Source organism: Bradyrhizobium sp. BR14999 (assembly GCF_056106085.1).
The window spans coordinates 535957-560307 of record NZ_CM148536.1; the positions used below are offsets into that span (position 1 = coordinate 535957).

At 64.3% G+C, this 24351-nt stretch carries 22 protein-coding genes; 13 read left to right on the plus strand and 9 right to left on the minus strand.

Features of this window, described 5'->3' with window-relative positions; translation table 11 throughout:
* The first annotated feature begins 24 nt into the window (after positions 1 to 24).
* From ACR9YP_RS02495 to ACR9YP_RS02520, 6 genes are read left to right on the plus strand one after another with little or no spacing between them, the layout of a single operon-like run.
* The gene (locus ACR9YP_RS02495) at positions 25 to 900 is read left to right on the plus strand and encodes a branched-chain amino acid ABC transporter permease (protein WP_438104251.1); all 876 of its coding nucleotides are present in this window, start codon (positions 25 to 27) and stop codon (positions 898 to 900) included.
* Positions 897 to 1895, plus strand: a complete 999-nt coding sequence (locus tag ACR9YP_RS02500; protein ID WP_474218954.1) for a branched-chain amino acid ABC transporter permease — start codon at positions 897 to 899, stop codon at positions 1893 to 1895. Before ACR9YP_RS02495 ends, ACR9YP_RS02500 begins: the two co-directional genes overlap by 4 nt.
* On the plus strand, positions 1892 to 2635 hold the full coding sequence (locus ACR9YP_RS02505; protein WP_091884839.1) for an ABC transporter ATP-binding protein: 744 nt from the start codon (positions 1892 to 1894) through the stop codon (positions 2633 to 2635). The genes ACR9YP_RS02500 and ACR9YP_RS02505 overlap by 4 nt, the downstream gene beginning before the upstream one ends.
* Positions 2636 to 2645: 10 nt before the next feature.
* Positions 2646 to 3383: an ABC transporter ATP-binding protein gene (locus tag ACR9YP_RS02510; RefSeq protein WP_438104247.1), complete on the plus strand. Its 738-nt coding sequence runs from the start codon at positions 2646 to 2648 to the stop codon at positions 3381 to 3383.
* Entirely contained in the window at positions 3380 to 4438 is a 1059-nt protein-coding gene (locus ACR9YP_RS02515) for a Gfo/Idh/MocA family protein (RefSeq protein WP_438104246.1), read from the plus strand. Before ACR9YP_RS02510 ends, ACR9YP_RS02515 begins: the two co-directional genes overlap by 4 nt.
* On the plus strand, positions 4435 to 6306 hold the full coding sequence (locus ACR9YP_RS02520) for a bifunctional sugar phosphate isomerase/epimerase/4-hydroxyphenylpyruvate dioxygenase family protein (RefSeq protein ID WP_438104245.1): 1872 nt from the start codon (positions 4435 to 4437) through the stop codon (positions 6304 to 6306). Before ACR9YP_RS02515 ends, ACR9YP_RS02520 begins: the two co-directional genes overlap by 4 nt.
* Positions 6307 to 6656: 350 nt before the next feature.
* Here the strand turns inward: ACR9YP_RS02520 and ACR9YP_RS02525 are convergent, their stop codons facing one another.
* Positions 6657 to 7829, minus strand: a complete 1173-nt coding sequence (locus ACR9YP_RS02525; RefSeq protein WP_128936920.1) for an ABC transporter substrate-binding protein — start codon at positions 7827 to 7829, stop codon at positions 6657 to 6659.
* A 312-nt stretch (positions 7830 to 8141) separates the two neighbouring features.
* Between ACR9YP_RS02525 and ACR9YP_RS02530 the strand changes: the two genes are divergently transcribed.
* Complete coding sequence (locus tag ACR9YP_RS02530) at positions 8142 to 9407, plus strand: NAD(P)/FAD-dependent oxidoreductase (RefSeq protein ID WP_438104243.1); 1266 nt, start codon at positions 8142 to 8144, stop codon at positions 9405 to 9407.
* A gap of 299 nt (positions 9408 to 9706) precedes the next feature.
* On the opposite strand, the gene ACR9YP_RS02535 is transcribed toward ACR9YP_RS02530, so the two are convergent.
* Genes ACR9YP_RS02535 through ACR9YP_RS02545 form a run of 3 tightly spaced genes read right to left on the minus strand, consistent with a single transcriptional unit; the run spans position 9707 to position 12533 of the window.
* Positions 9707 to 10918, minus strand: coding sequence for an ABC transporter substrate-binding protein (locus tag ACR9YP_RS02535; RefSeq protein ID WP_438104241.1), 1212 nt, complete (start codon positions 10916 to 10918; stop codon positions 9707 to 9709).
* Positions 10919 to 10977: 59 nt separating this feature from the next.
* The gene (locus tag ACR9YP_RS02540; protein WP_438104239.1) at positions 10978 to 11301 is read right to left on the minus strand and encodes a 2Fe-2S iron-sulfur cluster-binding protein; all 324 of its coding nucleotides are present in this window, start codon (positions 11299 to 11301) and stop codon (positions 10978 to 10980) included.
* A gap of 11 nt (positions 11302 to 11312) precedes the next feature.
* Complete coding sequence (locus tag ACR9YP_RS02545; RefSeq protein WP_438104237.1) at positions 11313 to 12533, minus strand: cytochrome P450; 1221 nt, start codon at positions 12531 to 12533, stop codon at positions 11313 to 11315.
* Positions 12534 to 12616: 83 nt separating this feature from the next.
* Between ACR9YP_RS02545 and ACR9YP_RS02550 the strand changes: the two genes are divergently transcribed.
* A complete protein-coding gene (locus ACR9YP_RS02550; RefSeq protein ID WP_128936925.1) occupies positions 12617 to 13123 on the plus strand; it encodes a MarR family winged helix-turn-helix transcriptional regulator in 507 nt (168 codons plus the stop codon).
* Between the two features lie 257 nt (positions 13124 to 13380).
* On the opposite strand, the gene ACR9YP_RS02555 is transcribed toward ACR9YP_RS02550, so the two are convergent.
* Positions 13381 to 14007, minus strand: coding sequence for a glutathione S-transferase family protein (locus tag ACR9YP_RS02555; protein WP_438104235.1), 627 nt, complete (start codon positions 14005 to 14007; stop codon positions 13381 to 13383).
* Positions 14008 to 14178: 171 nt separating this feature from the next.
* On the opposite strand from ACR9YP_RS02555, the gene pyrE reads away from it, so the two are divergent.
* Complete coding sequence (gene pyrE / locus ACR9YP_RS02560; protein ID WP_091885388.1) at positions 14179 to 14742, plus strand: orotate phosphoribosyltransferase; 564 nt, start codon at positions 14179 to 14181, stop codon at positions 14740 to 14742.
* A 248-nt stretch (positions 14743 to 14990) separates the two neighbouring features.
* The gene (locus ACR9YP_RS02565; RefSeq protein WP_370991139.1) at positions 14991 to 15764 is read left to right on the plus strand and encodes a DUF2865 domain-containing protein; all 774 of its coding nucleotides are present in this window, start codon (positions 14991 to 14993) and stop codon (positions 15762 to 15764) included.
* A 112-nt stretch (positions 15765 to 15876) separates the two neighbouring features.
* Here ACR9YP_RS02565 and ACR9YP_RS02570 read toward each other — a convergent pair whose 3' ends face one another.
* The gene (locus ACR9YP_RS02570; protein ID WP_438103448.1) at positions 15877 to 17166 is read right to left on the minus strand and encodes an IS4 family transposase; all 1290 of its coding nucleotides are present in this window, start codon (positions 17164 to 17166) and stop codon (positions 15877 to 15879) included.
* 218 nt (positions 17167 to 17384) lie between these two features.
* The gene (locus tag ACR9YP_RS02575) at positions 17385 to 17816 is read right to left on the minus strand and encodes a hypothetical protein (RefSeq protein ID WP_438104234.1); all 432 of its coding nucleotides are present in this window, start codon (positions 17814 to 17816) and stop codon (positions 17385 to 17387) included.
* A 182-nt stretch (positions 17817 to 17998) separates the two neighbouring features.
* On the opposite strand from ACR9YP_RS02575, the gene ACR9YP_RS02580 reads away from it, so the two are divergent.
* Entirely contained in the window at positions 17999 to 18280 is a 282-nt protein-coding gene (locus ACR9YP_RS02580; protein ID WP_438104233.1) for a GIY-YIG nuclease family protein, read from the plus strand.
* Positions 18281 to 18371: 91 nt separating this feature from the next.
* On the opposite strand, the gene ACR9YP_RS02585 is transcribed toward ACR9YP_RS02580, so the two are convergent.
* Complete coding sequence (locus tag ACR9YP_RS02585; RefSeq protein WP_245473367.1) at positions 18372 to 18605, minus strand: hypothetical protein; 234 nt, start codon at positions 18603 to 18605, stop codon at positions 18372 to 18374.
* 215 nt (positions 18606 to 18820) lie between these two features.
* Here ACR9YP_RS02585 and ACR9YP_RS02590 point away from each other — a divergent pair, with 215 nt between their 5' ends.
* Together ACR9YP_RS02590 and ACR9YP_RS02595 are read left to right on the plus strand one after the other, a co-directional pair.
* Positions 18821 to 21337, plus strand: coding sequence for a glycogen/starch/alpha-glucan phosphorylase (locus tag ACR9YP_RS02590; protein WP_474218956.1), 2517 nt, complete (start codon positions 18821 to 18823; stop codon positions 21335 to 21337).
* Between the two features lie 226 nt (positions 21338 to 21563).
* On the plus strand, positions 21564 to 22379 hold the full coding sequence (locus ACR9YP_RS02595) for an acyl-CoA thioesterase (RefSeq protein ID WP_438104231.1): 816 nt from the start codon (positions 21564 to 21566) through the stop codon (positions 22377 to 22379).
* A gap of 169 nt (positions 22380 to 22548) precedes the next feature.
* On the opposite strand, the gene ACR9YP_RS02600 is transcribed toward ACR9YP_RS02595, so the two are convergent.
* The gene (locus tag ACR9YP_RS02600) at positions 22549 to 24165 is read right to left on the minus strand and encodes a phosphoenolpyruvate carboxykinase (RefSeq protein ID WP_370990988.1); all 1617 of its coding nucleotides are present in this window, start codon (positions 24163 to 24165) and stop codon (positions 22549 to 22551) included.
* Between the last annotated feature and the right edge of the window lie 186 nt (positions 24166 to 24351).

Here is a 24351-nt window from a genome sequence, read left to right on the forward strand (position 1 = left end):
GGCTCTAACGATCAAAGAGAACCCATGTCCAATCTGTTCGATCTTCTGGTCGCGGGACTTGCCACCGGCGCGATCTATGCGCTGGTCGCGGTCGGCTTCACGCTGCTGTGGCAGACCTCGCAGACCATCAATTTCGCGCAAGGAGAGTTCGTGATGCTGCCGGCATTCCTGATGCTGGCGGCGATGCATGCCGGCGCGCCGTTCTGGCTCGCGATCATCCTCGGCATCCTCTTATCGATGATCCTGCTCGGCCTCGCCTTCAAGATGCTGCTGGTCGATCCGATGATGCGCCATGGCGTGCTGCCGCTGGCGATCGCGACCATGGCGCTGGCCATCGGCATCAAGGAATCCGTCAAGCAGTTCTTCAGCGCCGAGGCCTCGCCCTTTCCGTCGATCGTGCCGACCGGCGATATCTCCGTTCTCGGCCATGCGGTATCGCTACAAAGCATCGGCGTCCTCGCCGTCGCGATCCTTGCCGTGGTCGGCCTGACCACGCTGCTCAACCGCACCTCACTCGGCCACCAGATGCAGGCGGCTGCCCAAAACCCGACGGTGGCGCGCATCATCGGCGTGCCGGTCGAGCGCATGATCCTGCTGACCTTCCTGATCAACGCCTTCCTGGTGGCGCTGGCCTCGCTGTTGATCACACCGATCTATCTCGCCAAATTCTCCTCTGGCGAGGTGCTGGGCCAGGCCGCCTTCATCGCCGCGATCGTCGGCGGCTTCAACCAGGTGCGCGGCGCGATCGCCGGCGGTCTTTTGATCGGCGTGCTCGACAATCTCGCGGCCGCCTATGTCTCGACGCAGTACCGCGCCGCCGTTCCGATGATTTTCCTGATCGCCGTCATCCTGTTCCGGCCGCAGGGCTTGCTCGGCCGCGCCGAGGAGCGCACCGTATGAGCGGCTTCGCCAAACCCCTGAAGATCGCGCTCGGCCTTGCTGTCATCGCTGCGCTGATCATCGTTCCCATGAACTTCAACCGCTACGGCCTGTTCATCCTGAGCCAATGGGCGGTGATGAGCATCGCCGCGATGGGGCTCAACCTCACGCTCGGCTATGCCGGCCAGGTCTCGCTCGCCCAGGGCGCCTTCGTCGGCATCGGCGCCTACGCGGCGGCGATCATGGCCACCCATGGCTGGCCGCTGCCGGCGGCAATACTGGTCGCGATTACCTTAAGCTTCGCGGTCGGCTGGGTGCTCGGCTATCCCGCGTTGCGCGTGCAGCACCACTACCTCGCCTTCGTCACGCTCGCCTTCTCCACCCTCGCCTTCCTGGTGTTCCGCAACGAGAGCTGGCTCACCGGCGGCATCTACGGCATCTCCAACATCCCGCGGCCGCACGTCTTCGGGCTAGCGACCAACAAGCCGCTGCCGTTCTACTATGTCTGCCTCGGCTCGCTCGCGATCGTGTCGCTCGCAGTGTGGTGGCTGATCCGCTCGCCCTGGGGCCGCGCCTTCATGGCGCTGCGCGAAAACCCGCTGCGCGCGCAATCGCTCGGCGTCGACACCCGCCGCTACACGCTGATGGCGTTTGCGATCGGCTCGGCGCTTGGCGGCGTCGCCGGCGCGCTCTACGCGCCGCTGACGCAATATATCGATCCCGTGCCGTTCAACCTGTCGCTCTCACTTGATCTGTTGATGATGGTGATCGTCGGCGGCGCCGGCTTCTATTTCGGCCCCTTCCTCGGCGCCATGATCGCGGTGCTGCTGCCGGAATGGCTGCGCTTCACGGAGGGCTATTATCTCATGCTCTACGCAATCGCCGTCATGCTGCTGCTGATCTGGTCGCCGACCGGCATTTTGGGGATCCTCGATCGCGCCATGGCGGCACGGCGGACCAAGGCAGCGTCCGCGCTGCGCGCCGTCGCCAAATCGCGCCTGGAGACGGTGCAATGAGCGCGGTCCTCGAGGTTACCAATATCAAGAAGAACTTTGGCGGCATCAGCGCCGTCGACGGCGTCTCGTTCGACGTGCGCGAGGGCGAGATCCTCGGCCTGATCGGGCCGAATGGCTGCGGCAAGTCGACCCTGTTCAATTGCATCCTCGGCCAGCTCACGCCATCAGGCGGCGAGGTCAAGCTCGACGGCAAGCTCGTCACGGGCCTGCGGCCCGCCGAGCTCAACAAGCTTGGGGTCAGCCGCACCTTCCAGCTCCTGCAGGTCTTCCCAAAGCTCTCGGTGCGCGAGAACCTGATCCTCGCCGGCCAGGAACACCAGGGCAACATGGCCTCGCGCCTGGTCGGCCGCTCCGATGCCGGGCTGACTGATAGCGCCAACCAGATGATCGGCTTTTTCAAGCTCGACCATCTCGCCGACGAGCCGGCCGGTGGTCTCTCCTACGGCCAGCAGAAGCTGCTCGATGCCGCCATGGCCTTCATGGGCGGCCCGCGCCTCGTGCTGCTCGACGAGCCCGCCGGCGGCGTCAACCCGTCGATGCTGGCGGACCTCAAGGACCGCCTGGTCGCGATCAACCGCGAGAAGAACGCCACCTTCGTCGTGATCGAGCACAATATGGAATTCGTGATGTCGCTGTGCTCGCGCGTCATGGTGATGGCAGAAGGCAAGGTGCTGGCGATGGGACGGCCGGACGAGGTGCGGAAAAACCCCGCCGTGATCGAAGCCTATCTCGGACATTGAGGAGGTGACCATGAGCGACCCGATCCTCTCGGTTCACAATCTCGTCGGCGGCTACGGCAAGATGACGATTTTGAACGGCACGACCTTCGCCGTACCTCAAGCCACGATCACGACGATCATCGGCCCGAACGGCGCCGGCAAGTCGACCGTGTTCAAGGCCATCTTCGGCCTGCTCAAGCTGCGCGAGGGCAAGATCAGCTTTGCTGGCAGCGACGTCACGAACTTGAGCCAGCGTGCGCTGCTCAATGCCGGCATCTGCTACGTGCCGCAGGGCCGCAACATCTTTCCCGAGCTGTCCGTGCGCCACAATATCGAGCTCGGCGGCGTCGCGGCCGGGAAGGGCCTCGACCTGCAGAGGCGGATCGAGGCAGCACTCGACCTGTTCCCGGCACTGCGGCGGAAATCGACGCAGCAGGCCTCCACGCTGTCCGGCGGCGAGCAGAAGCAGCTCGAGATCGCCCGCTCGCTGCTGCTCGAACCGAAGCTGGTGCTGATCGACGAGCCCTCGATCGGCCTGTCGCCGCTGATGGTGCAACAGACCTTCGACATCCTCAAGAGCTTGCGCGACCGCGGCGTCACGATCCTGATGATCGAGCAGAACGCACGCTCGGCGCTGGAGATTTCCGACATCGGCATCGTGCTCGAGCTCGGCCAGACCCGCATGGTCGACGACGCCAAGCGCATTTTGAACGATCCCCGCATCGGCCAGCTCTTCCTGGGCGGTGCCATGGAGGAGAGCGCGGCATGAGCGCCAAGATGCGCATCGCCGTTGCCGGCGCGGGCCTGATCGGCCGCCGCCATATCGAGCTGATCGAGGCATCGCCGGATTGCGTGCTGGCCGGCATTGCCGATCCTTCGCCGGCCGCTGGCGATTTTGCGCGGGCGCGCAACACGCCCTGCTATGCCGATCATCGCGCATTGCTGGAGCAGGAGAAGCCGGACGGGCTGATCATCGCCTCGCCGAACACGCTGCATCTGCCCATGGCGCTCGACTGCGCCGCGGCGGGCGTGCCGGCGCTGATCGAAAAGCCGGTGACCGACAGCGTCGCAGCGGCACGTCGCCTCCGTGAGGCGGTCAAGTGCAGCGGCGTGCCGATGCTGGTCGGTCATCACCGCCGCCACAATCCGATCATCAAGGCCGCACGCGAGGCTGTCGCGACCGGCAAGCTCGGCCAGCTCACCGCCGTGGCCGGGCTGTGGCTGCTGAAGAAACCCGACGATTACTTCGAGGTCGCCTGGCGGCGCGAACAGGGCGGCGGGCCGCTGCTGATCAACCTGATCCACGACATCGACAATCTCCGCTTCGTCTGCGGCGAGATCGCCGAAGTGCAGGCGCTGACCTCGAACAAGGTGCGCGGCTTTGCCGTCGAGGATACCGCCGCGCTGCTGCTGCGCTTTGCCAATGGTGCGCTCGGAACGGTGACGGTCTCCGATGCAACGCCGGCACCCTGGAGCTGGGAGCTGACTTCGGGAGAGAACGTCGTCTATCCCAAGCAGGACCAGCCCTGTTACGTCTTCGCCGGCACCAACGGCTCGCTGTCGGTGCCGACCATGGAGCTGTGGTCGTATTCAGAAAATCCCGGCTGGCACGCGCCCCTGGTTCGCAAGCCCGTCGCACTCTCCGCTTACGATCCGCTCGCCGAGCAGCTGCGGCATTTCCAAGCCGTGATCGCGGGCCGCGAGCAGCCGCTGATCTCGGTCGAAGATGCGATGGGCACGCTCGCGGTGGTGGAAGCCGTAAGCGAAGCCGCGCGCACGGGACGCACGGTATCGCCGGGCCGGATCATGGAGCAGGCAGCATGAACAAGCGCTCGATCGCAACGGTTTCCCTCTCCGGCGCACTGGACGAGAAGCTCCGCGCCATCGCAGCCGCCGGGTTCGACGCGGTCGAGATCTTCGAGAACGATCTACTGTCGTTCGGCGCCAGCCCGCGCGAGGTCGCGCGCCTCTGCAAGGATCTCAATCTCGAGATCTGCGCGTTCCAACCGTTCCGCGATTTCGAGGGCATGCCCGAGCCGCAGCGTTCGCGCAACTTTGCCCGCGCGGAGCGCAAGTTCGACCTGATGCAGGAGCTCGGCACCGATCTCTTGCTGATCTGCTCCAACATTTCGCCCGCCTCGCTCGGCGGCATCGACCGCGCCGCCGACGATTTTCGCGAGCTCGGCGAGCGTGCGGCGAAGCGTGGCTTGCGCGTCGGCTACGAGGCGCTGGCCTGGGGACGCCATGTCAACGACTATCGCGATGCCTGGGAGATCGTGCGCCGCGCCGATCATGCCGCGATCGGCATCATCCTCGACAGTTTTCATGCGCTGGCTCCGGGATTTCCGACGCGCGCGATGGCCTCGATCCCCGGTGACAAGATTTTTCTGGTGCAGCTTGCGGACGCGCCAAGGCTCGAGCTCGATATCCTCTCCTGGAGCCGGCACTTCCGCTCCTTCCCCGGCCAGGGCGACCTGCCGGTCGGCGAGTTCATGGCGGCGGTCGCTGCGACCGGCTATGCCGGGCCGCTGTCGCTGGAGATCTTCAACGACCAGTTCCGCGCCGGGTCGGCGGCGCAGACCGCGATCGACGGACTGCGCTCGCTGATCCTGCTCGAGGACCAGCTCGCAGCGGACTGGCCAAAGCTCGTCCACGAGCCGCTGGCGCCGAAGGCCAGGAGCTACGGTACCGGCTTCGTCGAATTCGCCGTCAACGAGACCAAGGCGGGCGAGCTTGCCCGCCTGTTCGCGCAGCTCGGTTTCCGCAAGACCGGCAAGCACCGCAGCAAGGCGGTGGAGCGCTGGTCGCAGGGCAAGGTCGAGCTCGTGATCAATTGCGAGACCGACGGCTTCGCGCATTCGCATTACGTCACCCACGGTCCCGGCGTCTGTGCGATCGCGCTCAACGTCGACAATGCGGGCCTTGCCATGCAGCGCGCCGAAGCGCTGAAGGCGCGCACCTTCTATCAGCCGGTCGGACCGGGCGAGCTGGAGATCCCGGCGATCCACGGCGTCGGAGGCAGCCTGCTCTATTTCCTGGATCAGGCCGGCAAGAACTGGGACACCGATTTCGAACCGGTCGCGAGCGAGACGAGCGCCGATGCACTTTTGGCGGTCGATCACATCGCGCAATCGATGCCCTATGACGAGATGCTGTCCTGGCTGCTGTTCTACACCGGCATTCTCGACCTGACGCGGCTGCCGCAGATGGAGATCGCCGACCCCAGAGGCCTGGTGCAGAGCCAGGCCATCATCAACGCAGACCAGAGCCTGCGCTTCGTCCTCAACGGTTCCTCCGCCAACCGCACGCTGCCATCGCGCTTCATCTCGGAGTTCTTCGGCTCCGGCGTGCAGCACGTCGCGTTCGCATGCCGGGACATTTTTGCGACGGTCGCGGAGATGCGCAAGCGCGGCGCGGATTTCCTGGACATTCCGGATAATTACTACGACGACATCGAAGCCAAGTACGACCTCGCGCCCGAGCTGATGGCGCAACTGCGCGCCAACCACATCCTCTACGACCGTGAGGGTGACGGCGAATTCTTCCAGGTCTACACCCACATCTTCGACGAGCGCTTCTTCTTCGAGATCGTCGAGCGGCGGAACTATCCGGGCTTTGGCGCGGCCAATGCCGGCATCAGGCTCGCAGCGCAGGCCCGCGAAGTGCGCCCCGCGAGCGTGCCAAGAGCGTAGGTGTCTTCGCCTCTCCCCGCCTGCGGGGAGAAGCCGACGCGCGTAGCGCGGCGGGTGAGGGGCACTCTCCGCGAGTCACCTGACAATCGGGGGCAGCGCTCTTCCAACACGTCATTGCAAGCGCAGCGAAGCAATCCAGAGATTTTCCGCGGAGGGATTCTGGATTGCTTCGCGGAGCCTGTCATCGGGCCGCGCTTCGCGCGGAACCGTTGGCTCGCAATGACAGTGTGGGGAGCATCGGGGAATTCGACTGTCTCCGTCCCCGCGGAGGCTCCCCCTCACCCTACCCTCTCCCCGCAAGCGGGGAGAGGGAAAGAAGCAGCGGGGATGGGGAGAGGAAACAGATCAGCTCACTTCATCTTGCACTTGTCGTGGAAACGATCCTGGTCGTGCTCGACGATGGTGGCGACGGTCTTCAGTGCGAGCTGGCCGTCGGCGTCCTTGACCACGTCCTGCAGGTAGAAGTTCTGGATCGGGATGTGGTTGTTGCCGTATTTGAACGGGCCGCGCACCGATTTGAAGTTCACCTTCTCCATTTCGGCCTTCATCGCGTCCTTCTTCGAGGTGTCGCCCTTCACGGCGACGACCGCGCTGTTGATCAGGTTCGCGGCATCATAGGACTGCGCGCCGTAGAAGGTCGGGCGCAGGCCGGTATACTTCTTGCGGTAGTCGGCGACGAATTTCTTGTTCTCGTCGTTGGGCAGATCGTTGACCCATTGCTGAGCGCCGGGCACGCCGAGCGCGTTGTCCTTCTGCAGCGGCAGCGACAATTCGTCGATCGTGAAGGCGGTGTAGAGCGGAATCTGCGCTTTGATGCCGGCCTGGGCGTATTGATTGAGGAACTGGACGCCGGCCGCGCCCGGATAGAACACGAAGATCGATTCGGCCTTGGAGTTCTTGGCCTTGGTGAGCTCGGCGGAGAAGTCGAGCTGGCTCGGCCACACCGTGTATTCCTCACCCACGACCTGACCCTTGAAGGTGCTCTTCACGCCGGCCAGCATGTCCTTGCCGGCGGCGTAGTTCGGGCCGATCAGGAACACCGACTTGACGCCCTTCTGGTTCATATAGGTGCCGACCGCCTGCGGGGTCTGGTCGTTCTGCCAGGAGGTCGAGAACACGTAAGGCGAGCACAGCTCGCCCGCGAGCTGCGAGGGACCGGCATTGGCCGAGATCAGGAAGGTCTGTGAGTCCACCGCGGTCTTGAGCGAGGCCAGCAGCACGTTCGACCAGATGTAGCCGACGATGAAATCGACCTTGTCGGATTGCACCAGCTTCTCGGTCTTCTGCTTGCCGACATCCGGCTTCTGCCCGTCGTCCTCGTAGATCACCTCGACCGGCTTGCCGCCCATCTTGCGGCCGAGATGGTCGAGCGCGAGCTCGAAGGAATTGCGCATGTCATTGCCGATTACGGCGGTCGGGCCGCTGAAGGTCGAGACGAAGCCGATCTTGATGGTGTCGCCGGCGAATGCCGGATTTGCCAGCACCAGCGCCGCTGCGCCCGCCAGCCAGAATGCCGTCCTCATAACCACTCCCCTCCTTGATTATCGATCCCGGAAACGGGGTGATCGCCGGCCCGGGTCAGTCTTTATTGAACGCAAAATCTGTCGAGCCGCCAACGGCTCAGCGCCCGTCCCTGCACCATATTTCGCCCGAATTGGGGATGGCAAGAAATATAATTCTACTCACTTCGGCCAAGGCATGGTCAAGGCTGCGGCACTTTTTCGCGGCGGATCGATACACCAGGCCTATGCGACGATTGATGACGGCTATTGGACCGCGACGGCCAATCCGCACTTAAATGAGAAGGTAGAGCAGCGAGATTCGAGGGGCACATCATGACCACGACACCGCACCGCGTCGTCATCGTCGGAGCCGGCTTTGGCGGGCTGGAGACGACCTACCGGCTCGCGGGCGCGCCGGTCGAGATCACGCTGATCGACCGCCGCAACCATCATCTGTTCCAGCCGCTGCTCTACCAGGTCGCGACCGCTTCGCTCGCGACCAGCGAGATCGCCTGGCCAGTCCGTCATCTCATGCGGGGCCGGCGCGAGGTGACGACGCTGTTTGCGACGGTGAGCGGCGTCGATACCGACAGGCGCTGCGTGCTGATCGACGACGGCAGCGAGGTGCCTTACGACACCCTCGTGCTCGCCACCGGCGCACGGCACGCCTATTTCGGCCATGACGAATGGGAGCAGTTCGCGCCCGGCCTGAAGACGCTGGAGGACGCCACCACGCTGCGCCGGCACATCCTGGTGGCATTCGAGCGCGCCGAGCGTGAGACGGATCCGGAGAGGCGCGCGGCGCGGCTGACCTTCGTCATCGTCGGCGCCGGCCCGACCGGCGTCGAGCTCGCCGGCACCATCGCCGAGATGGCGCACCACACTCTGCCCGGCGATTTCCGCAACATCGACACGACGAAGGCGCGCGTCGTGCTGATCGAGGCCGGCCCGCGCGTGCTCGCGGGCTTTGCCGACGACCTCTCGGCTTACGCGCAGGCCTCGCTGGAGAAAATCGGCGTCGAGGTGGTGCTGGGGCAACCCGTGACCGAGATCGACCGCGACGGCGTGGTGTTCGGCGGCACGCGGCTCAACGCCAAGACCAGGATCTGGGCCGCCGGCGTGCGCGCTTCGCCCGCTGCCGAATGGCTGGGCGCACCAAGCGATCGCGCCGGCCGCGTGCAGGTCGAGGGCGACCTGACGATTCCGGGCCATCCCGAGATCTTTGCGATCGGCGACACCGTCAACATCAACGCCTGGGAGGGCAAGCCGGTGCCCGGCATCGCGCCCGCGGCCAAGCAGCAAGGCCGCCATGTCGCTGAGACCATCAGAGCGCGGCTGCGTGGCGAGACGAAGGGCGCCTTCCGCTACAAGCACGCCGGCAGCCTCGCGCAGATCGGCAAGCGGCTCGCGGTGATCGATTTCGGTCGCATCAAGCTGCGCGGCACCATCGCGTGGTGGATCTGGGGCATCGCCCACATCTACTTCCTGATCGGCCTCCGCCACCGCCTCAGCGTCGCGCTCAGCTGGCTCTGGATCTACTCCCGCGACCAGCGGGCGGCGCGGCTGATCACGCAGGGAAGTAGCAAGGTCGTTGGGTGATCTTCTCCTTCTCCCCGCTTGCGGGGAGAGGGTCGGGGTGAGGGGGAGTCTCCGCGGGGACGGTGAGAGTCGAATCCTTCGATGTTCCCCCATCGTCATTGCGAGCGCAGCGAAGCAATCCAGCATCCCTCCGCGGGAAGACTCTGGATTGCTTCGCTCCGCTCGCAATGACGTGCTGAAAGATCGTCGTTCCCAGAGGCACCTGGCTCGCGGAGGCTCCCCTCACCCGCCGCGCTGCGCGCGTCGGCCTCTCCCCGCACGCGGGGAGAGGCGAAGGAGACCGCGCTCGCCGCAACAATTTACTTCACCAGCTCGCAGCCGCCCTCCGCCAACGGGCGGAACGCCTGGTCCGCTGGGATGGTCGAGACCAGCTTGTAATAGTCGTAGGGATATTTCGACTCCTCCGGCTTCTTCACCTCGAACAGGTACATCGGGTGCACCACGCGGCCGTCCTGGCGGATGATGGTATCGCCGAACAGCTTGTCCTTGCCCCTGAACTTCTTCATCTCGGGCACGACGTTCTTCGCATTGTCGCTGCCGGTCGCTGCGACCGCATTGAGATAAGCGAGCGTGGAGGCATAAACGCCGGCCTGGTTGCCGCTCGGCATCTTGCCGTTCATGCCCGGACGCGCGGCGAAGCGTTTTGCAAACGCGCGGGTGTCATCGTTCATGTCCCAGTAAAAAGCTTCCATGAGCTGGAGCCCTTGCGCGACCTTGATGCCCATGCCGTGAACGTCGTTGATGAAGAGCAGGAAGGCGACCAGCTTCTGGCCGCTCTGCTGGATGCCGAACTCGGCGGCCTGCTTCACAGCGTTGATGGTGTCGCCACCGGCATTAGCAAGGCCGATCACCTGCGCTTTCGAGCTTTGCGCCTGCAACAGGAAGGACGCAAAATCGGAGGTGCCGAGCGGATGCTTGGATGAGCCGATCACCTTGCCGCCATGCGCATCGATGTATTTCTGCGCTTCCGACTCGATGCCCTTGCCCAGCGCGAAATCGACCGTGAGGAAATACCACTCCTTGCCGCCGCGCGACACCATCGCCGCTGCCGTGGTGTTACCGGTCGCCCAGGTGTCGTTGACCCACTGGATAGTGTTGGGCGAGCAGGCCTTGCCGGTGAGATCGGAGCTTGCGGTCGAGGACGCCAGGAACGTCATGCGGCTGTCGCGCAAGAGCGTGTTGATGGAGAGGCCGACGGCCGAGTTGGGCACGTCGACAATGGCGTCGACGCCTTCGACATCGAGCCATTTGCGCGCGATGGCGCTGCCGACATCGGCCTTGTTCTGATGATCGGCATAGACGATCTCGACCTTGATGCCTTTGCCGCCGCCGTTGAAGTCTTCCGCCGCCATGCGCGCGGCCTCGACCGAGCCCATGCCGTTGGTGTCCTGGAAGATGCCGGAGATGTCGTTGAGCACGCCGACGCGCACGACATTGTCGGATATCTCGGCGCTTGCCGCGCCGGCCACCAGGCTCGCAGCCAGTGCGAGTGCCCACTTCAGATGCTTCATCGTTTCCCTCCCCTGTTGGATTTGGTGCCACGCCGATCGTTGCCGGCGCGGTTCAGATTTCAGACCTGCCGCTCCGGCAGCTTCACGATGAGCCCGTCAAGCGCGGGCGTGACATGGATCTGGCAGGACAGCCGGCTGTTCGGCAGCCGCGCGCTCGCGGTGCCGTCGAGCAGCGCATCCTCGTCGGCGGCGATTGCTGGCAGGCGCGCGAGCCAGCTCTCGTCGACATAGACGTGACAGGTCGCACACATGGCGTTGCCGCCGCATTCGGCCAGAATGCCGTCGAGGCCGTGGCGGGTCGCGGCCTGCATGGCGCTCTCGCCATCGCCGGTCTCGACGCGGTCAGACTTGCCGTCCGGATGAATGAAGGTGATGGCGGGCATAAAACTCCTCGTCAGGCCGGGGTGATGGTGACAGGCAGGCTATCGAGCCCGCGCAGCGTGTTGTTGAAGCGGCGTTTTGGTTCGCCCGTGATCTCGATCTTCGCGATGCGTCGGGCCAGCGCCGTCAGCATCACCTCGCCTTCGAGGCGGGCGACGAGCTGACCGACGCACATGTGGATGCCGGAGCCAAAGCCGACATGGCCGGAAGTACGGCGGGTGATGTCGTAGCTGTCGGGCTTGTCCCAACGCCGCGGATCGCGGTTGGCGGCGGCGAGGAACATCAGCACTTTCTCACCCTCGCCGATCTTCGCGCCGGAGAGCTCGACCTCCCGCGTCGTGGTGCGGAAGAAGGTCTGCACCGGGCTTTCGAAGCGCACGGCCTCCTCGAAAGCGCCGCGCGCGAGCGTGAGATCCTCGCGCAGGCGCTGCCATTGATCCGGGAAGCGCGCGAGGCAATAGACCGCGGCGCCGATGCCGTTGACGGTAGTGTCGAGGCCGGCCGACAGCAGCGAACGCACCAAGAGTGGCGCTTCGGTCGCGGTGATCTCGCCGTCGTCGACGCGGGCATGGATGCATGCGCCGAATCCGCCGGGCGACAGATTTTCGCGCTGGCACTGCTCGGCGACATAGGCCTGATGCGGCGCCGAGCGTTGAATCGCCTCCTGGCGCAACTGGTTGGGCGGGCCGAAGGCATTGAACACCACGCTCGCATAGGGGATCAGATGCTCGCGTCCTTCCGGCTTCAGCCCGAGCGCATCCGGAAAGATCGAGAGCGGATAGGCCTCGGCAAGATCCGCGATCGCATCGAAGCTGCGCTTCTCCAGCAGCGCATCGACCCGCGCCTCGGCCGCCGCGGCGAAGCGGTCGCGCACCTGCTTCATCACGGTCGGCGACAGCACTTTTGACAGCACGGCCCGGGTCCGGGTGTGCGCGGGCGGATCGGCCTCCAGGATCAGGCTCGGCGGCCGCCACGGCGTCTCCTTCTTGAAATCACTGAGGCCGACGCCACGGCTGGAGCAGAAGGTCGCAGGATCGTTCAGCACGGCATGGACCTCGGCATAGCGCGCCACGCCGTACACACTCCATTTGTCTAGATAGACGACCGGACCTGCCTCCCGCAGCAATTCATGCGTGGGATAGGGATCGGCGAAAAAATTCGTCGCGAAGGGATCGACGTCGAGATGCGGCACCGCCGCAGATCCCGGTGATACCTGGGAGCCGGATGCGGTCATGGGAGACCTCCCTCATTTTGATCTTGTGAAAGGGCGGCGCATGCCCTTAGGTCTCTCGGCCCGCCGCGAGTCAGAACCCCGATATGCCGCCGTCTTCGACCAGAGTCCGCCAAAAGCCTGCGCCCAATGATGCGGGACCGACGCTCGATCTCGATCGTTACGTCCCGGCGTTCGTCACCTTCATCGCCAACAAGCTCTCGAACAGCGCGACCGCGTTCTATCAGCGCCAGTTCGGCGTCAACGTCACGGAATGGCGGATCATGTCGCTGCTGGCGATCGAGCCCGGTATTCCAGCCTCGCGCATCTGCCACGTCATCGGCTTCGACAAGGGGCCGGTGAGCCGGACGCTCGCCGGGCTCGAAAAGCGCGGGCTGGTGTCGATCCGCACCGACCCGAACGATGGCCGCACCCATTCGATCTCGCTCACGGCGAAGGGCCGCGCCACCCACGACAAGGTCATCGTCGCCGCGCTCGAACGCGAGCGGCGCCTGTTGTCCTGCCTCAGCAAGGACGAGCGCGAGGTGCTGATCGACCTGCTCCGCCGGCTGCACGAAAATCTCGGCGCGGTGACCGGCGGCACCGAGCCCTGACAGGCCGCGCGCCGGCTGTCCGCTCCCCTCATGTCTAGACGTGCGCCAGCATTTGCCGACGGCGCCAGTCCGGCCGCGCATTGTTTCCTCCGAGATCGGACGCGGCGGTTCCTCCGCCGTCGTCCTTGTCTGGGAAACGGTTCGCACAAATTAGTTGCTTAGGCAACAAAAGAATCGGCAGGATAATGCGGCAGGACGGCTGGCCTATTGGGCGAGGTATCTCCTGTTTCCCTTATGGGAGAGGCTAAAGAGCAACCTCAATCCAGCTTCGCCTCCATCCCCCGCTTCACCGCGGGCCGCGCCATCAGCGCCTCGTACCAGCGCTTGACGTTGGGGAAGTCGGCGAGATCGACCTTGTGGCGCGGATGGCGCCAGGCCCAACCCAGGATGGCGAAATCGGCAACCGAGAGCTCGCCGGCGACGAAGTCGCGGCCCTCCAGCCGGCGGTCGAGCACGCCATAGAGCCGGCGCGTCTCCGCCATGAAGCGCTTCAGGCCGTAAGCGCGGTCGTGCTCGTTCTCGAGCGCGATGAAATGATGCACCTGGCCGGGCATCGGGCCGAAGCCGCCCATCTGCCACATCAGCCATTCATAGACGGGGATGCGCGCGGCAAGCGATCTCGGCAGGAATTTGCCGGTCTTTTCGCCGAGATAGAGCAGGATCGCGCCGGATTCGAAGATGCTGACGGGCTTGCCGTCGGGACCCTCGGGGTCGACGATCGCGGGGATCTTGTTATTGGGGGAAAGCTTGAGGAACTCCGGGGCCATCTGCTCGCCCTTGGTGATGTTCACCGGGATCACCTTGTACGGCAGCCCCATCTCCTCCAGCGCGACCGAGATCTTGCGGCCGTTCGGCGTGTTCCAGGTGTGCAGTTCGATGGTCATGCCTTGCTTCCCTTCCCCAGGTTCGGCCCTCACCTACTCCAGAAGGTTGCACCCCCACAACCGGCGGGGCGGAATGGCCGATCCCTGTTGACGGGAGACGCCCCCTCTGGAATGTCGCGGCGGTCGCGGATAAATTCCGCCTCCTTCAAAAACGCTGTTCGAGGGACCGTCGTGTCGAAATCAGCCTCCCGCGCCCGCCTGTTCGAAATCATCCGCCGGCGCTCCTTTGGCCGCGGCGAGGTGACGCTCGCGTCGGGCCGCAAGAGCGATTTCTACTTCAACCTCAAGCCGACCATGCTCGACCCCGAGGGCGCGACGCTGCTCGCCGAGCTCACTTACGAGGCGCTGAAAGACGACAAGCTCGATTTCATCGGCGGGCTCGAGATGGGCGCGGTGCCGCTCGCCGGCGCGCTGGCGCAGATCTCCTGGATCAAGGGCCATCCGATCGCGGCGTTCTTCGTGCGCAAGAAACCGAAGGAGCACGGCGCCAAGCTCGCGATCGAGGGCTTGCCCAAGGGCGAGACCTTGGCGGGCAAGCGCGTCGTGATCGTCGAGGATGTCACCACCACAGGCGGCTCGGCGATGAAGGCGGTAGAATCCGTGCGCGAGACCGGCGCCAATGTGGTGCTGGTGCTGACCATGGTCGACCGCGAGGAAGGCGCCACGGACACTTTCGGCGCGGCCGGCCTGCCGTTCCGCTCCCTCTACAAGGCGTCGGAGTTCTTGAAGGCTTGAGGCCGCGAAACAGCCCTGGCCGTTACATTCGGGCGTGGCCCGGAAGCAACGATCTGTCGGAAGCTGTGCCCGGCCTCAAAGAGGTCACGGCCCCGACTTGAAACCGCCTCCGCTCAACTGCTCATTTACCATCCCGCTTTATGGTGAATCATGTGCCAAGACCTCGCTGGTCTCGGCCAGGTTCAGTAGCGTCCGTGGAGTGAGCGTTGCGTACAATCTCGTCCCATGCGCGCCGGCAGCGTCGCGCGATGCTTGTGGCCGCGATCCTTGCGGCACCGCTGCTCGTGGCCCCGGCTCCGGTCTCGGCCGAAGGCCTGTTCGACTTCTTCTTCGGTGGCCTGCAGCAGCAGCGCCCGCAGCGCGAGGTGCCGCAGCAGGCGAGCTCCTACACCGATCCCTTCACCGGCCAGCAGAATGCCGCAACCCCGCAATATGCGCCGCCGACCCGTTCGGCGGCGGCCGGCGGCTCCGGTCCGGCCTTCTGCGTGCGCAGCTGCGACGGCAAATATTTTCCGCTGATGCGCGGGCTCGTCTCGCCGGCGCAGATGTGTCAGGCGTTCTGCCCTGCCAGCGCGACGAAGGTCTATTTCGGCTCCTCGATCGAGGGCGCCGCGTCGCAGACCGGCGAGCGCTACGCCGACAGTGAGAACGCGTTCGCCTACCGCAAGGCGCTGCGCGCCGACTGCACCTGTAACGGGCGCGAACCCGTGGGCCTCGCCCCGGTCGACCTCGCGCTGGATTCATCGCTGAAGGCCGGCGACGTGATTGCGACCGCCGACGGCCTCGTTGCCTATACCGGCATCCGTGTCGGCAACGACCAAGCTGCGGACTTCACTCCGGTTGCCTCCTATCCCGGCCTCACCGCGCAGGTCCGCGCGCGTCTTGGCGAGATGAAGGTGGCCCCGGTGCGCGCCGAGACCGTGGCGGCGGATGCGCCGGCCGCGGAGATCGTGCGCGAGGCACTGCCCGATGTGACGGTGCCGAAGACGCAGAAGCCGGCGAAGCGGGCGGGATTGGACTGATCTCGTGTCCCGGACGCGGCGCAGCGCGAAAGCGATGCGACGCTGAGCCGGGACCCAGCAATTTCTGGGCCCCGGTTCAGCAGCGCATCACTGACGTGCTGCGCTGCGCCCGCTAGGGCATGCACATATCTCTGAGGCTCCATCCTGCTGCGACGGCGTGGAAGTATTCGAGGCCGTTCTTGAAGGTGATCGGGCCCGGCGGCTTGGACGATGGGTAGCCGTCCCAGCCGCCGAGGCGACCAATGATCCAGGCGGCCCAAGCGAGGCTATCGGGCGGATGTGGGTTCTTTAATCGCTTGCTCCCGGCTTCGAGTTGACGGTTGAGGGCGGTGAGCACGTTAATTTGGCCGTTGTCGAAGGCAGCGAGAATGGGTTGGCGACTGCCATTGCGGGCCTGCAGAAGTTGGATTGTGATGACGGCCGCCTTAGCGGCAATCGCGACCAGCTTGAGAAGGCGATCGGCGGTTCCGATCTGGCTGTCTTCGAGCTTGAAGCCTTGTGTCTTCAGGATGCGGAAGAACTGCTCGATGATCCAGCGTTGCTTGTACCATTGGACGATGCGCCAGGCGTCCTCGATGCCGGTAACCTCGTGAGAGGTGAGAAGCCGCCAGTGCAGCGGCTCTACCCCGGTTTCGGCATTGATCTCGCGCACATCGACCACCGCCAATGGCAAGCTTTCCGGCAGATGGCGCAGGAACTTACTCTGTGGGCGGGCGAGCTCGATTGCGCCAAAGCGAAGTTCGAGGTGAGCCAGGCGGGCGGGCCGCGCGGCGCGCGCAGGCAATTGGATCGCACGCCGATCCACCGCGGCCATGGCATCGCTGACCTCATACAAGCCGCTGCGGTCGGCAAGCTTGCGATCATGCATGCTGCGCGCGATGACGTGGAAGTGTTGCTCGGCCGAGCTGGCATAAAGGGCAAAAATATCGCTCTCGCGGTCACCCAGCACCGTCACCGCTGTGGCCTTGGTGAGGAGCGGCTTGGCCGCCATGGCAGTGGATATCCAGCGCTGCGATTCCTTGTCCGATAACTCCCGATCGTCGTGCGAGGTCGTGCGGCGACCTGTGCGCGTCCATATCTGCCCGCTCAAAAGTCCAAGACAGTTGCCGTCATCGGCATCCACAGCCAGCAGCGGATGCAGCAGCACGCCGTGGTTATTGCCTTTGCCGATTTCTCCGAGCCCGCGCCGGCGTTGCGGTGTGGTGTTGAAGTGGATCTCGCTGGTGTCCTGGATGGCCAGCACGTGGCGGCCCTCTACCGCAGCGACCGTGCTTTCGCTCCAGCTTTCGATGATCCGCTCCACCGTCACCTTGTCATGGCCAAGAAAGCGGTTGAACCGCACTTCCAGCGCGCGGTTCCCCCTGGAGAGCTGCCGAAGGCAGACAGTTTTGCCCACAACCATGCGTTCGACGAACGCCGCCCCCCTTTATCGAGACGACGATCCCCGAACCGGCCCAGCGTCCAGTCAATCCGTGACAACATCGCGGCACCCCGTCCAAATCATGGAGTGCCGCAATACGAATCACACAGAACTCTGATTCTGGAATCCTCCCAGGCCGATCCGAGTCAATCCGCCGCACCAGATATGTGCATGCCCTAGGCTGCGCCCGGGGTACGAGTTTACCGTCCGATGATCACCCCGATCACGTTCGGCGCTGCCAGATATTTCTCCTCGATCGCCGCGCGCGCAGCGGCACGGTTTTCCGGCGTCAGGAGGCCGCGCTTCTCGGCCAGGATCATCCAGCAAAAGCCCCACCAATCGGTCAGCATGCCCTGGTCATCGACGAGGTCATAACCCTGCTCGGCGGCGAAGATGCGCGCATGCGCTTCATCCAGCGTATCGAGGAACAGATGGTCGTCGGTCGAAAACAGCTCGTCGCTGATGTCGTCGATGGTGTAGCCCCAGATCGACTGGCACACCGCGTTGAACTCGCGGTCGAACTGGTCGTCATCGATCCTCTGGCGCCGCGCCGCCCGATGCAGTCGCGACAGCGACCGCGCGAAATCGGCGATCCGGGTGAGGGCAAATTGATCGAAGGCAATGGTGGACATGTAGTCCTCGCGAAGTCTGAAGGACGCTAGATATTGTGTCGGCGAGATGCCGAATCACAATGATATATCAAAGACTTGCTAAAGTGTTCTTAATTTGTTCTGTTGCTTCCACAATGTCGTCCCGGCGAAGGCCGGGACCCATAAACACCGCTGTCAGACGTTTTCGGACATGGGTGCCGCCAATGAATGCGCCAGCCGCGTACTACGTCAGCCGCCGCTACGGCACGTTGTACATCGGCGTTTGCAACGATCTCAGCAATCGGCTGACATTGCATCGTTCTGGACGCGGTTCGAAGTTCGTCACGAAATATGGCGTGACGCGGCTCGTCTACGTCGAAACCTACACTTCGCCATCCGAAGCGATCGCACGTGAGAAGGCGCTAAAGGAATGGCGCCGCGACTGGAAGATTCGCTTGATCGAGCAGGAAAATCCGGATTGGCGCGACCTATCGCATCTCATTTGACAACGGTGGTTATGGGTCCCGGCCTTCGCCGGGACGACAACCCAGTGAAAGCCTTCGGCCAAACGAGCGCTGTTTCCGCCGCACGATCCCCTCAATTCACCGCCGACATCAGCCTGTCTCCGCACGCGCTCGCATAAAACTTGCCGCCGCATTGGCGCTTGATGGCGGCACAGCGGGCTGCTGGCGTTGCGTTTTGCGGGAGCGAGACGGCGCAGCTGAGGCCGTCGGCGCTGCGGCCGATTTTTCCGGCGGCGGAGGCGGCGGTGGAGACGCTGATGCAGACAATGAGCAGGGTCGCAGTGGCGATTTCGATCAGCAGTCTCATCAGAGGTCTCATGGGTCTCCTCCACAGTGATGGCTGAATTGGCCGCCATTGTAGCAGCAAATCCATGTTTCTCCGTGCTGGTCCGGGTTCCAAAATCGGCCCGTTCCTTGCATAAATTTGCATCAACGCAGTGCACGACCGCGCCAGTGATGGTTCCGGTGCAGGGGCATGACGCGTAGGGTGAGTGGTGTTCGTTCGACCAGGAAGTGACGGCCTTGCAAGATCAATCGTTCCAGCCAAATTTTCCCGCCCCCGGCCAGCCCATCGACGAGCTCGCGCTGGCTGAGATCAAGGGTGCGATCCTGGCGAAGCTGCGCCTTGCGATCGGCAAAGACGCGGGCATGGCGACTAGGCACGACTGGTACCAGGCCGCCGCGCTCGCGCTGCGCGACCGCATCGTGCATCGCTGGCTCACAGCCGAGAAGCGCAGCTACGACGCCGGGCGCAAGCGCGTCTATTATCTCTCGCTCGAATTCCTGATCGGCCGCCTCTTCACCGACGCGCTCAACAACATGGGGCTCCTGAAGATCTTCGAGCTCGCGCTCGGCGATCTCGGCGTGTCGCTGCCCGAGCTGCGCAAATGCGAGCCGGACGCGGCGCTCGGCAATGGCGGCTTGGGGCGGCTCGCCGCCTGCTTCATGGAGAGCATGGCGACGCTGTCGATCCCCGCGATCGGCTATGGCATCCGGTACGATTACGGCCTGTTCCGCCAGATCATCAATCAGGGCTGGCAGCAGGAATATCCGGACGAATGGCTGAGCTTCGGCAACCCCTGGGAATTGCAGCGGCCAGAGGTGATCTACGACGTCAATTTCGGCGGCGGCGTCGAGCATGTCGACGACAAGGGCCGCGACCGCGCCATCTGGCACCCGGGCGAGACCGTGCAGGCGATCGCCTATGACACGCCGATCGTCGGCTGGCGCGGCCAGCACGTCAACGCGCTCCGCCTGTGGTCGGCGCGCTCGCCCGATCCGCTCAGGCTCGATGCCTTCAACAAGGGCGACTATGTCAGCGCCAGTGCCGAGCAGGCGCGCGCGGAAGCGATCTGCAAATTCCTCTATCCGAACGACGAGAGCCCGGCGGGCCGCGAGCTGCGGCTGCGCCAGGAATATTTCTTCGTCTCCGCCTCGCTCCAGGATCTGGTGAAACGGCATCTCGCCTCTGACGGCCAGCTCCGCAGCCTCGCCGGCAAGGTCGCGGTGCAGCTCAACGATACCCATCCGAGCCTCGCCGTCACCGAACTGATGCGCATCCTCGTCGACCTCCACAATTTCCGCTGGGACGAGGCCTGGAAGATCACGGTCGCCACGCTCTCCTACACCAATCACACGCTGCTGCCCGAAGCGCTCGAGACCTGGCCGGTCGAGCTGTTCGAGCAGCTGTTGCCGCGGCATCTGGAGATCATCTACCGCATCAACGTGCAGCATCTGGCGCTGGCGGAGGCGCGCTGCCCCGGGGACATCGACTTCCGCGCTTCGGTCTCGCTGATCGACGAGAGGAGCGGCCGCCGCGTGCGCATGGGCCAGCTCGCCTTCGTCGGCTCGCACCGCATCAACGGCGTCTCGGCGATGCATTCCGACCTGATGCGCGAGACCGTGTTCCACGATCTCAACCATCTCTATCCCGGCCGCATCACCAACAAGACCAACGGCATCACCTTCCGCCGCTGGCTGATGCTGGCGAACCCGAAGCTGACCGATCTGTTGCGCGAGACCTGCGGCGATGCCGTGCTCGACGATCCCTCCCAGCTCAGCCTGATCGAAGCCCGCGCCAGCGACGTCGAATTCCAGAAGAAATTCCGCGCCGTCAAGCACGCCAACAAGGCGGCGCTGGCGCGGCTGATCGGCGAGCGGCTCGGCATCAAGGTCGATCCTGGCGCACTGTTCGACGTGCAGATCAAGCGCATCCACGAGTACAAGCGCCAGCTCCTCAACATCATCGAGACGGTCGCGCTGTACCAGGCGATCAAGGACGATCCCAACGGCAATTGGGTGCCGCGGGTGAAGATTTTCGCGGGCAAGGCCGCGGCGAGCTACCGCTACGCCAAGCTGATCATCAAGCTGATCAACGACGTCGCCGAGGCCGTCAACAATGATCCTGCGATCGGCGGCAAGCTCAAGGTCGCCTTCCTGCCCGACTACAATGTCAGCCTGGCCGAAGTGATCATTCCCGCAGCCGACCTGTCCGAGCAGATCTCGACCGCCGGCATGGAAGCCTCCGGCACCGGCAACATGAAGCTGGCGCTGAACGGCGCCATCACCATCGGCACGCTCGACGGCGCCAATATCGAGATCCGCGACCATGTCGGCGCCGAGAACATCGCGATCTTCGGCCTGGAGGCCGGCGACGTGATGATCCGGCGCAAGCAGGGTCTGGATGCGTCCGACGTCATCCGTAATTCGCCGAAGCTCCAGCGTGCCATCAATGCGATCGGGACCGGCGAATTCTCAAACGGCGATCCCGGCCGCTTCGAATCCATCGCGCATGCGCTGCGCTATCTCGACCATTACATGGTCAGCGCCGATTTCGATTCCTATTACGAGGCGCAGCGCGCGATCGATGCGCGCTGGCAGGTGGCGCCGGCCTGGACGCGCGCGTCCATCCTCAACGTCGCGCGCATGGCGTGGTTCTCGTCCGACCGCACCATCCGCGAATACGCCGAGGAGATCTGGAACGTGCCGGTCAATCCGACCACGCCGCTGCTGCCAGATCTGCGCGACGTCGCAGGCTGATTTTCCGCAGCGTGAAATCGGCCTTACCTGCGAGGTTATTGCACCTTGCAAGGCGGATGATGATATGATTGTCGTCATCCCCAAGCTGGCGTCAGTGATACGGACACCCTAGCTTCAAACACCGTCATTGCGTGCGCAGCGAAGCAATCCAGATTCTTTCCGCGGGGACGGTCTGGACTGCTTCGCTGCGCTCGCAATGACCGTCGGGGAGACACCGAGGAACACAATGCACGCCAAGCTCCCGCATCCTTTCGACGACGCCACCCGCATCACCGCCGGTGACTCCAGCTGGCAGGGGCACACCAGCGACGATTACTGGGCCTTTGTCGGTCCGTTCGGCGGCGCCACCGCCGCGACCATTTTGCGCGCGCTGATTGATCATCCCGAACGCGCCGGCGATCCGCTCGCGCTCACAGTCAATTACTGCGCACCGATCGCCAAGGGGCCGTTCGATCTCGACGTACGGCTGGTGAAGACCAACCGCTCCAGCCAGCATTGGAGCGTCGAGCTCAGCCAAGGCGGCGGCGAGGTCGCAACGCTCGCCACCGCCGTGTTCGCCGAGCGCCGGCCGTCCTGGGAGCACGGGGTGGCGAAGTGCCCGGACGCCAAGCCGTTCGAACAGACGCTGCCATTCCCGAAGATCGCGGCGTCCTGGGCCAACCAGTATGAATTCCGCTTCGTCGAGGGCGAGATGCGGATCGGCCCGCCGCAAACCGAGCCCACCAGCACCTATTCGAAGATCTGGATCAGCGACCGCACGCCGCGCAAGCTCGACATGCTGTCGCTGATGTCGATGTCGGATGCCTTCTTCGGCCGCATCTTCCATGCGCGGCGCGAGCTGGTGCCATTCGGCACGGTGTCGCTGACGACGTATTTCCACACCGATGCCGAAGAGCTGGCGGCTGAAGACATCACGCGCGTGCTGGCGACGGCCGACGCGAAGATCTTCCACAAGAGCTATGGCGACCAGAACGGCGAGCTGTGGTCACCGAACGGACGACTGCTCGCGACGACGACGCAGATCGCGTATTTCAAGGCGTGAGCTGCTCCCGCAGGGCACGTCATTGCGAGCGGAGCGAAACAATCCAGACTGTCTCCGCGGAGGGATTCTGGATTGCTTCGCTGCGCTCGCAATGACGGTGGAGAGAGCTCGCGCAAAGAAAAAAGGGCGGCCTCGCGGCCGCCCTTTCGCAATTCAAACAGCGCAAGCTCTACTCCGCCGCGAGCTTCACGTCCGGCGCGGCTGCGCGCACTTCGGCGTCGACCTGGGCTTCGAACTTGGCGAAGTTCTTCTGGAACATGCCGATCAGCGCGCGCGCGGTCTTGTCGAACTCGTCCTTGTCCTTCCAGGTGTTGACCGGGTTGAGGATTTCGCTCGGTACGCCCGGCAGGGCGGTCGGGACCGCGAAGCCGAAATATTTGTCGGTGCGGAATTCGACGTTGCGAAGCGAGCCGTCGAGCGCGGCGGTGAGCAGCGCGCGCGTCACCTTGATCGGCATGCGGGAGCCGACACCATACTTGCCGCCGGTCCAGCCGGTGTTGACCAGCCAGCAGTCGACATTGTGCCGGGCGATGAGCTCACGCAGCATGTTGCCGTAGACGCTGGGGTCGAGCGGCAGGAAGGGCGAGCCGAAGCAGGTCGAGAATTCCGGCTGCGGCTCGTTGCCGAGACCGCGCTCGGTGCCGGCGACCTTGGCGGTGTAGCCGGACAGGAAGTGGTACATCGCCTGCGCCGGCGAGAGCTTTGCGATCGGCGGCAGCACGCCGAACGCGTCGGCGGCAAGCATCACCACGTTCTTCGGCTGCGGCGCACGGCCGGTGCGCGAGGCGTTCGGAATGAAGTCGAGCGGGTACGCCGAGCGCGTGTTCTCGGTCTTGGAGCCGTCGTCGAAATCGACGACGCGGGTGTCCTTGTCGAGCACGCAATTCTCGAGCACCGCGCCGAAGCGCGTCGATGCAGCAAAGATCTCGGGCTCGGCTTCCTTCGACAGCTTGATGCACTTGGCATAGCAGCCGCCTTCGAAATTGAACACGCCGTTCGGGCCCCAGCCGTGCTCGTCGTCACCGATCAGGGTGCGGTTGGGATCGGCCGACAGCGTGGTCTTGCCGGTGCCTGATAGCCCGAAGAAGATCGCGGTGTCGTCGTTGGCGCCGACATTGGCGGAGCAGTGCATCGGCATCACGCCGCGCTCGGGCAGATAGTAGTTCAGCGTGGTGAACACCGACTTCTTCATCTCGCCTGCGTAGTAGGAGCCGCCGATCAGGACGATCTTGCGGGCGAAATCAATCGCGACGACGTTCTCCGAGCGCACGCCATGGCGCTTCGGATCGGCGCGGAAGCTCGGCATGTCGATGATGGTGAGCTCGGGCGTGAAGCTCGACAGCTCGACGGCCTCGGGGCGGATCAGCAGCGTGCGGATGAACAGCGAGTGCCAGGCGAGCTCGGTGAAGACGCGCGTTTTGATCCGGTAGGCCGGATCGGCGCCGCCATAGAGATCCTGCGCGAACAGAGTCTTGCCTTCGGCGTGCTTGAGGAAATCCTGATGGAGCGCCTCGAACTGCTCCGCGGTGATCGACTGGTTGCCGGCCCACCACATCTTCTTGTCGGTGGTGGCGTCACGCACCGTGAACTTGTCCTTCGGGCTGCGGCCGGTGAACTCGCCGGTGTCGGCGCAGAGCGCACCGTCGGCGGACAGCACCGCCTCGCCTGCCGAGAGCGAGTATTGATAGAGTTGTGGCGCACCGAGGTTCCAGTGAACCTGCTTGAGATTCTTTAAGCCGAATTTGTCGGCGCCGAAGGCACCGTTGCGCACGCCCGTCTCTTGCACGAAAAAATCCTCCTAGAACCCGCGACACTTAGCGCGACCAAACTTTGGCGCCATCGCGGTCACCGTGAATATAGGCCATTTAGCCTCGGTTGGGCGACCTAATACTGATGAACGCTGGCGTTGCCAAGCTGATCCCGTAGGATTTAGTTTATTCAAAGACCGCGCCAAACGTCGCGCATGTCAGCT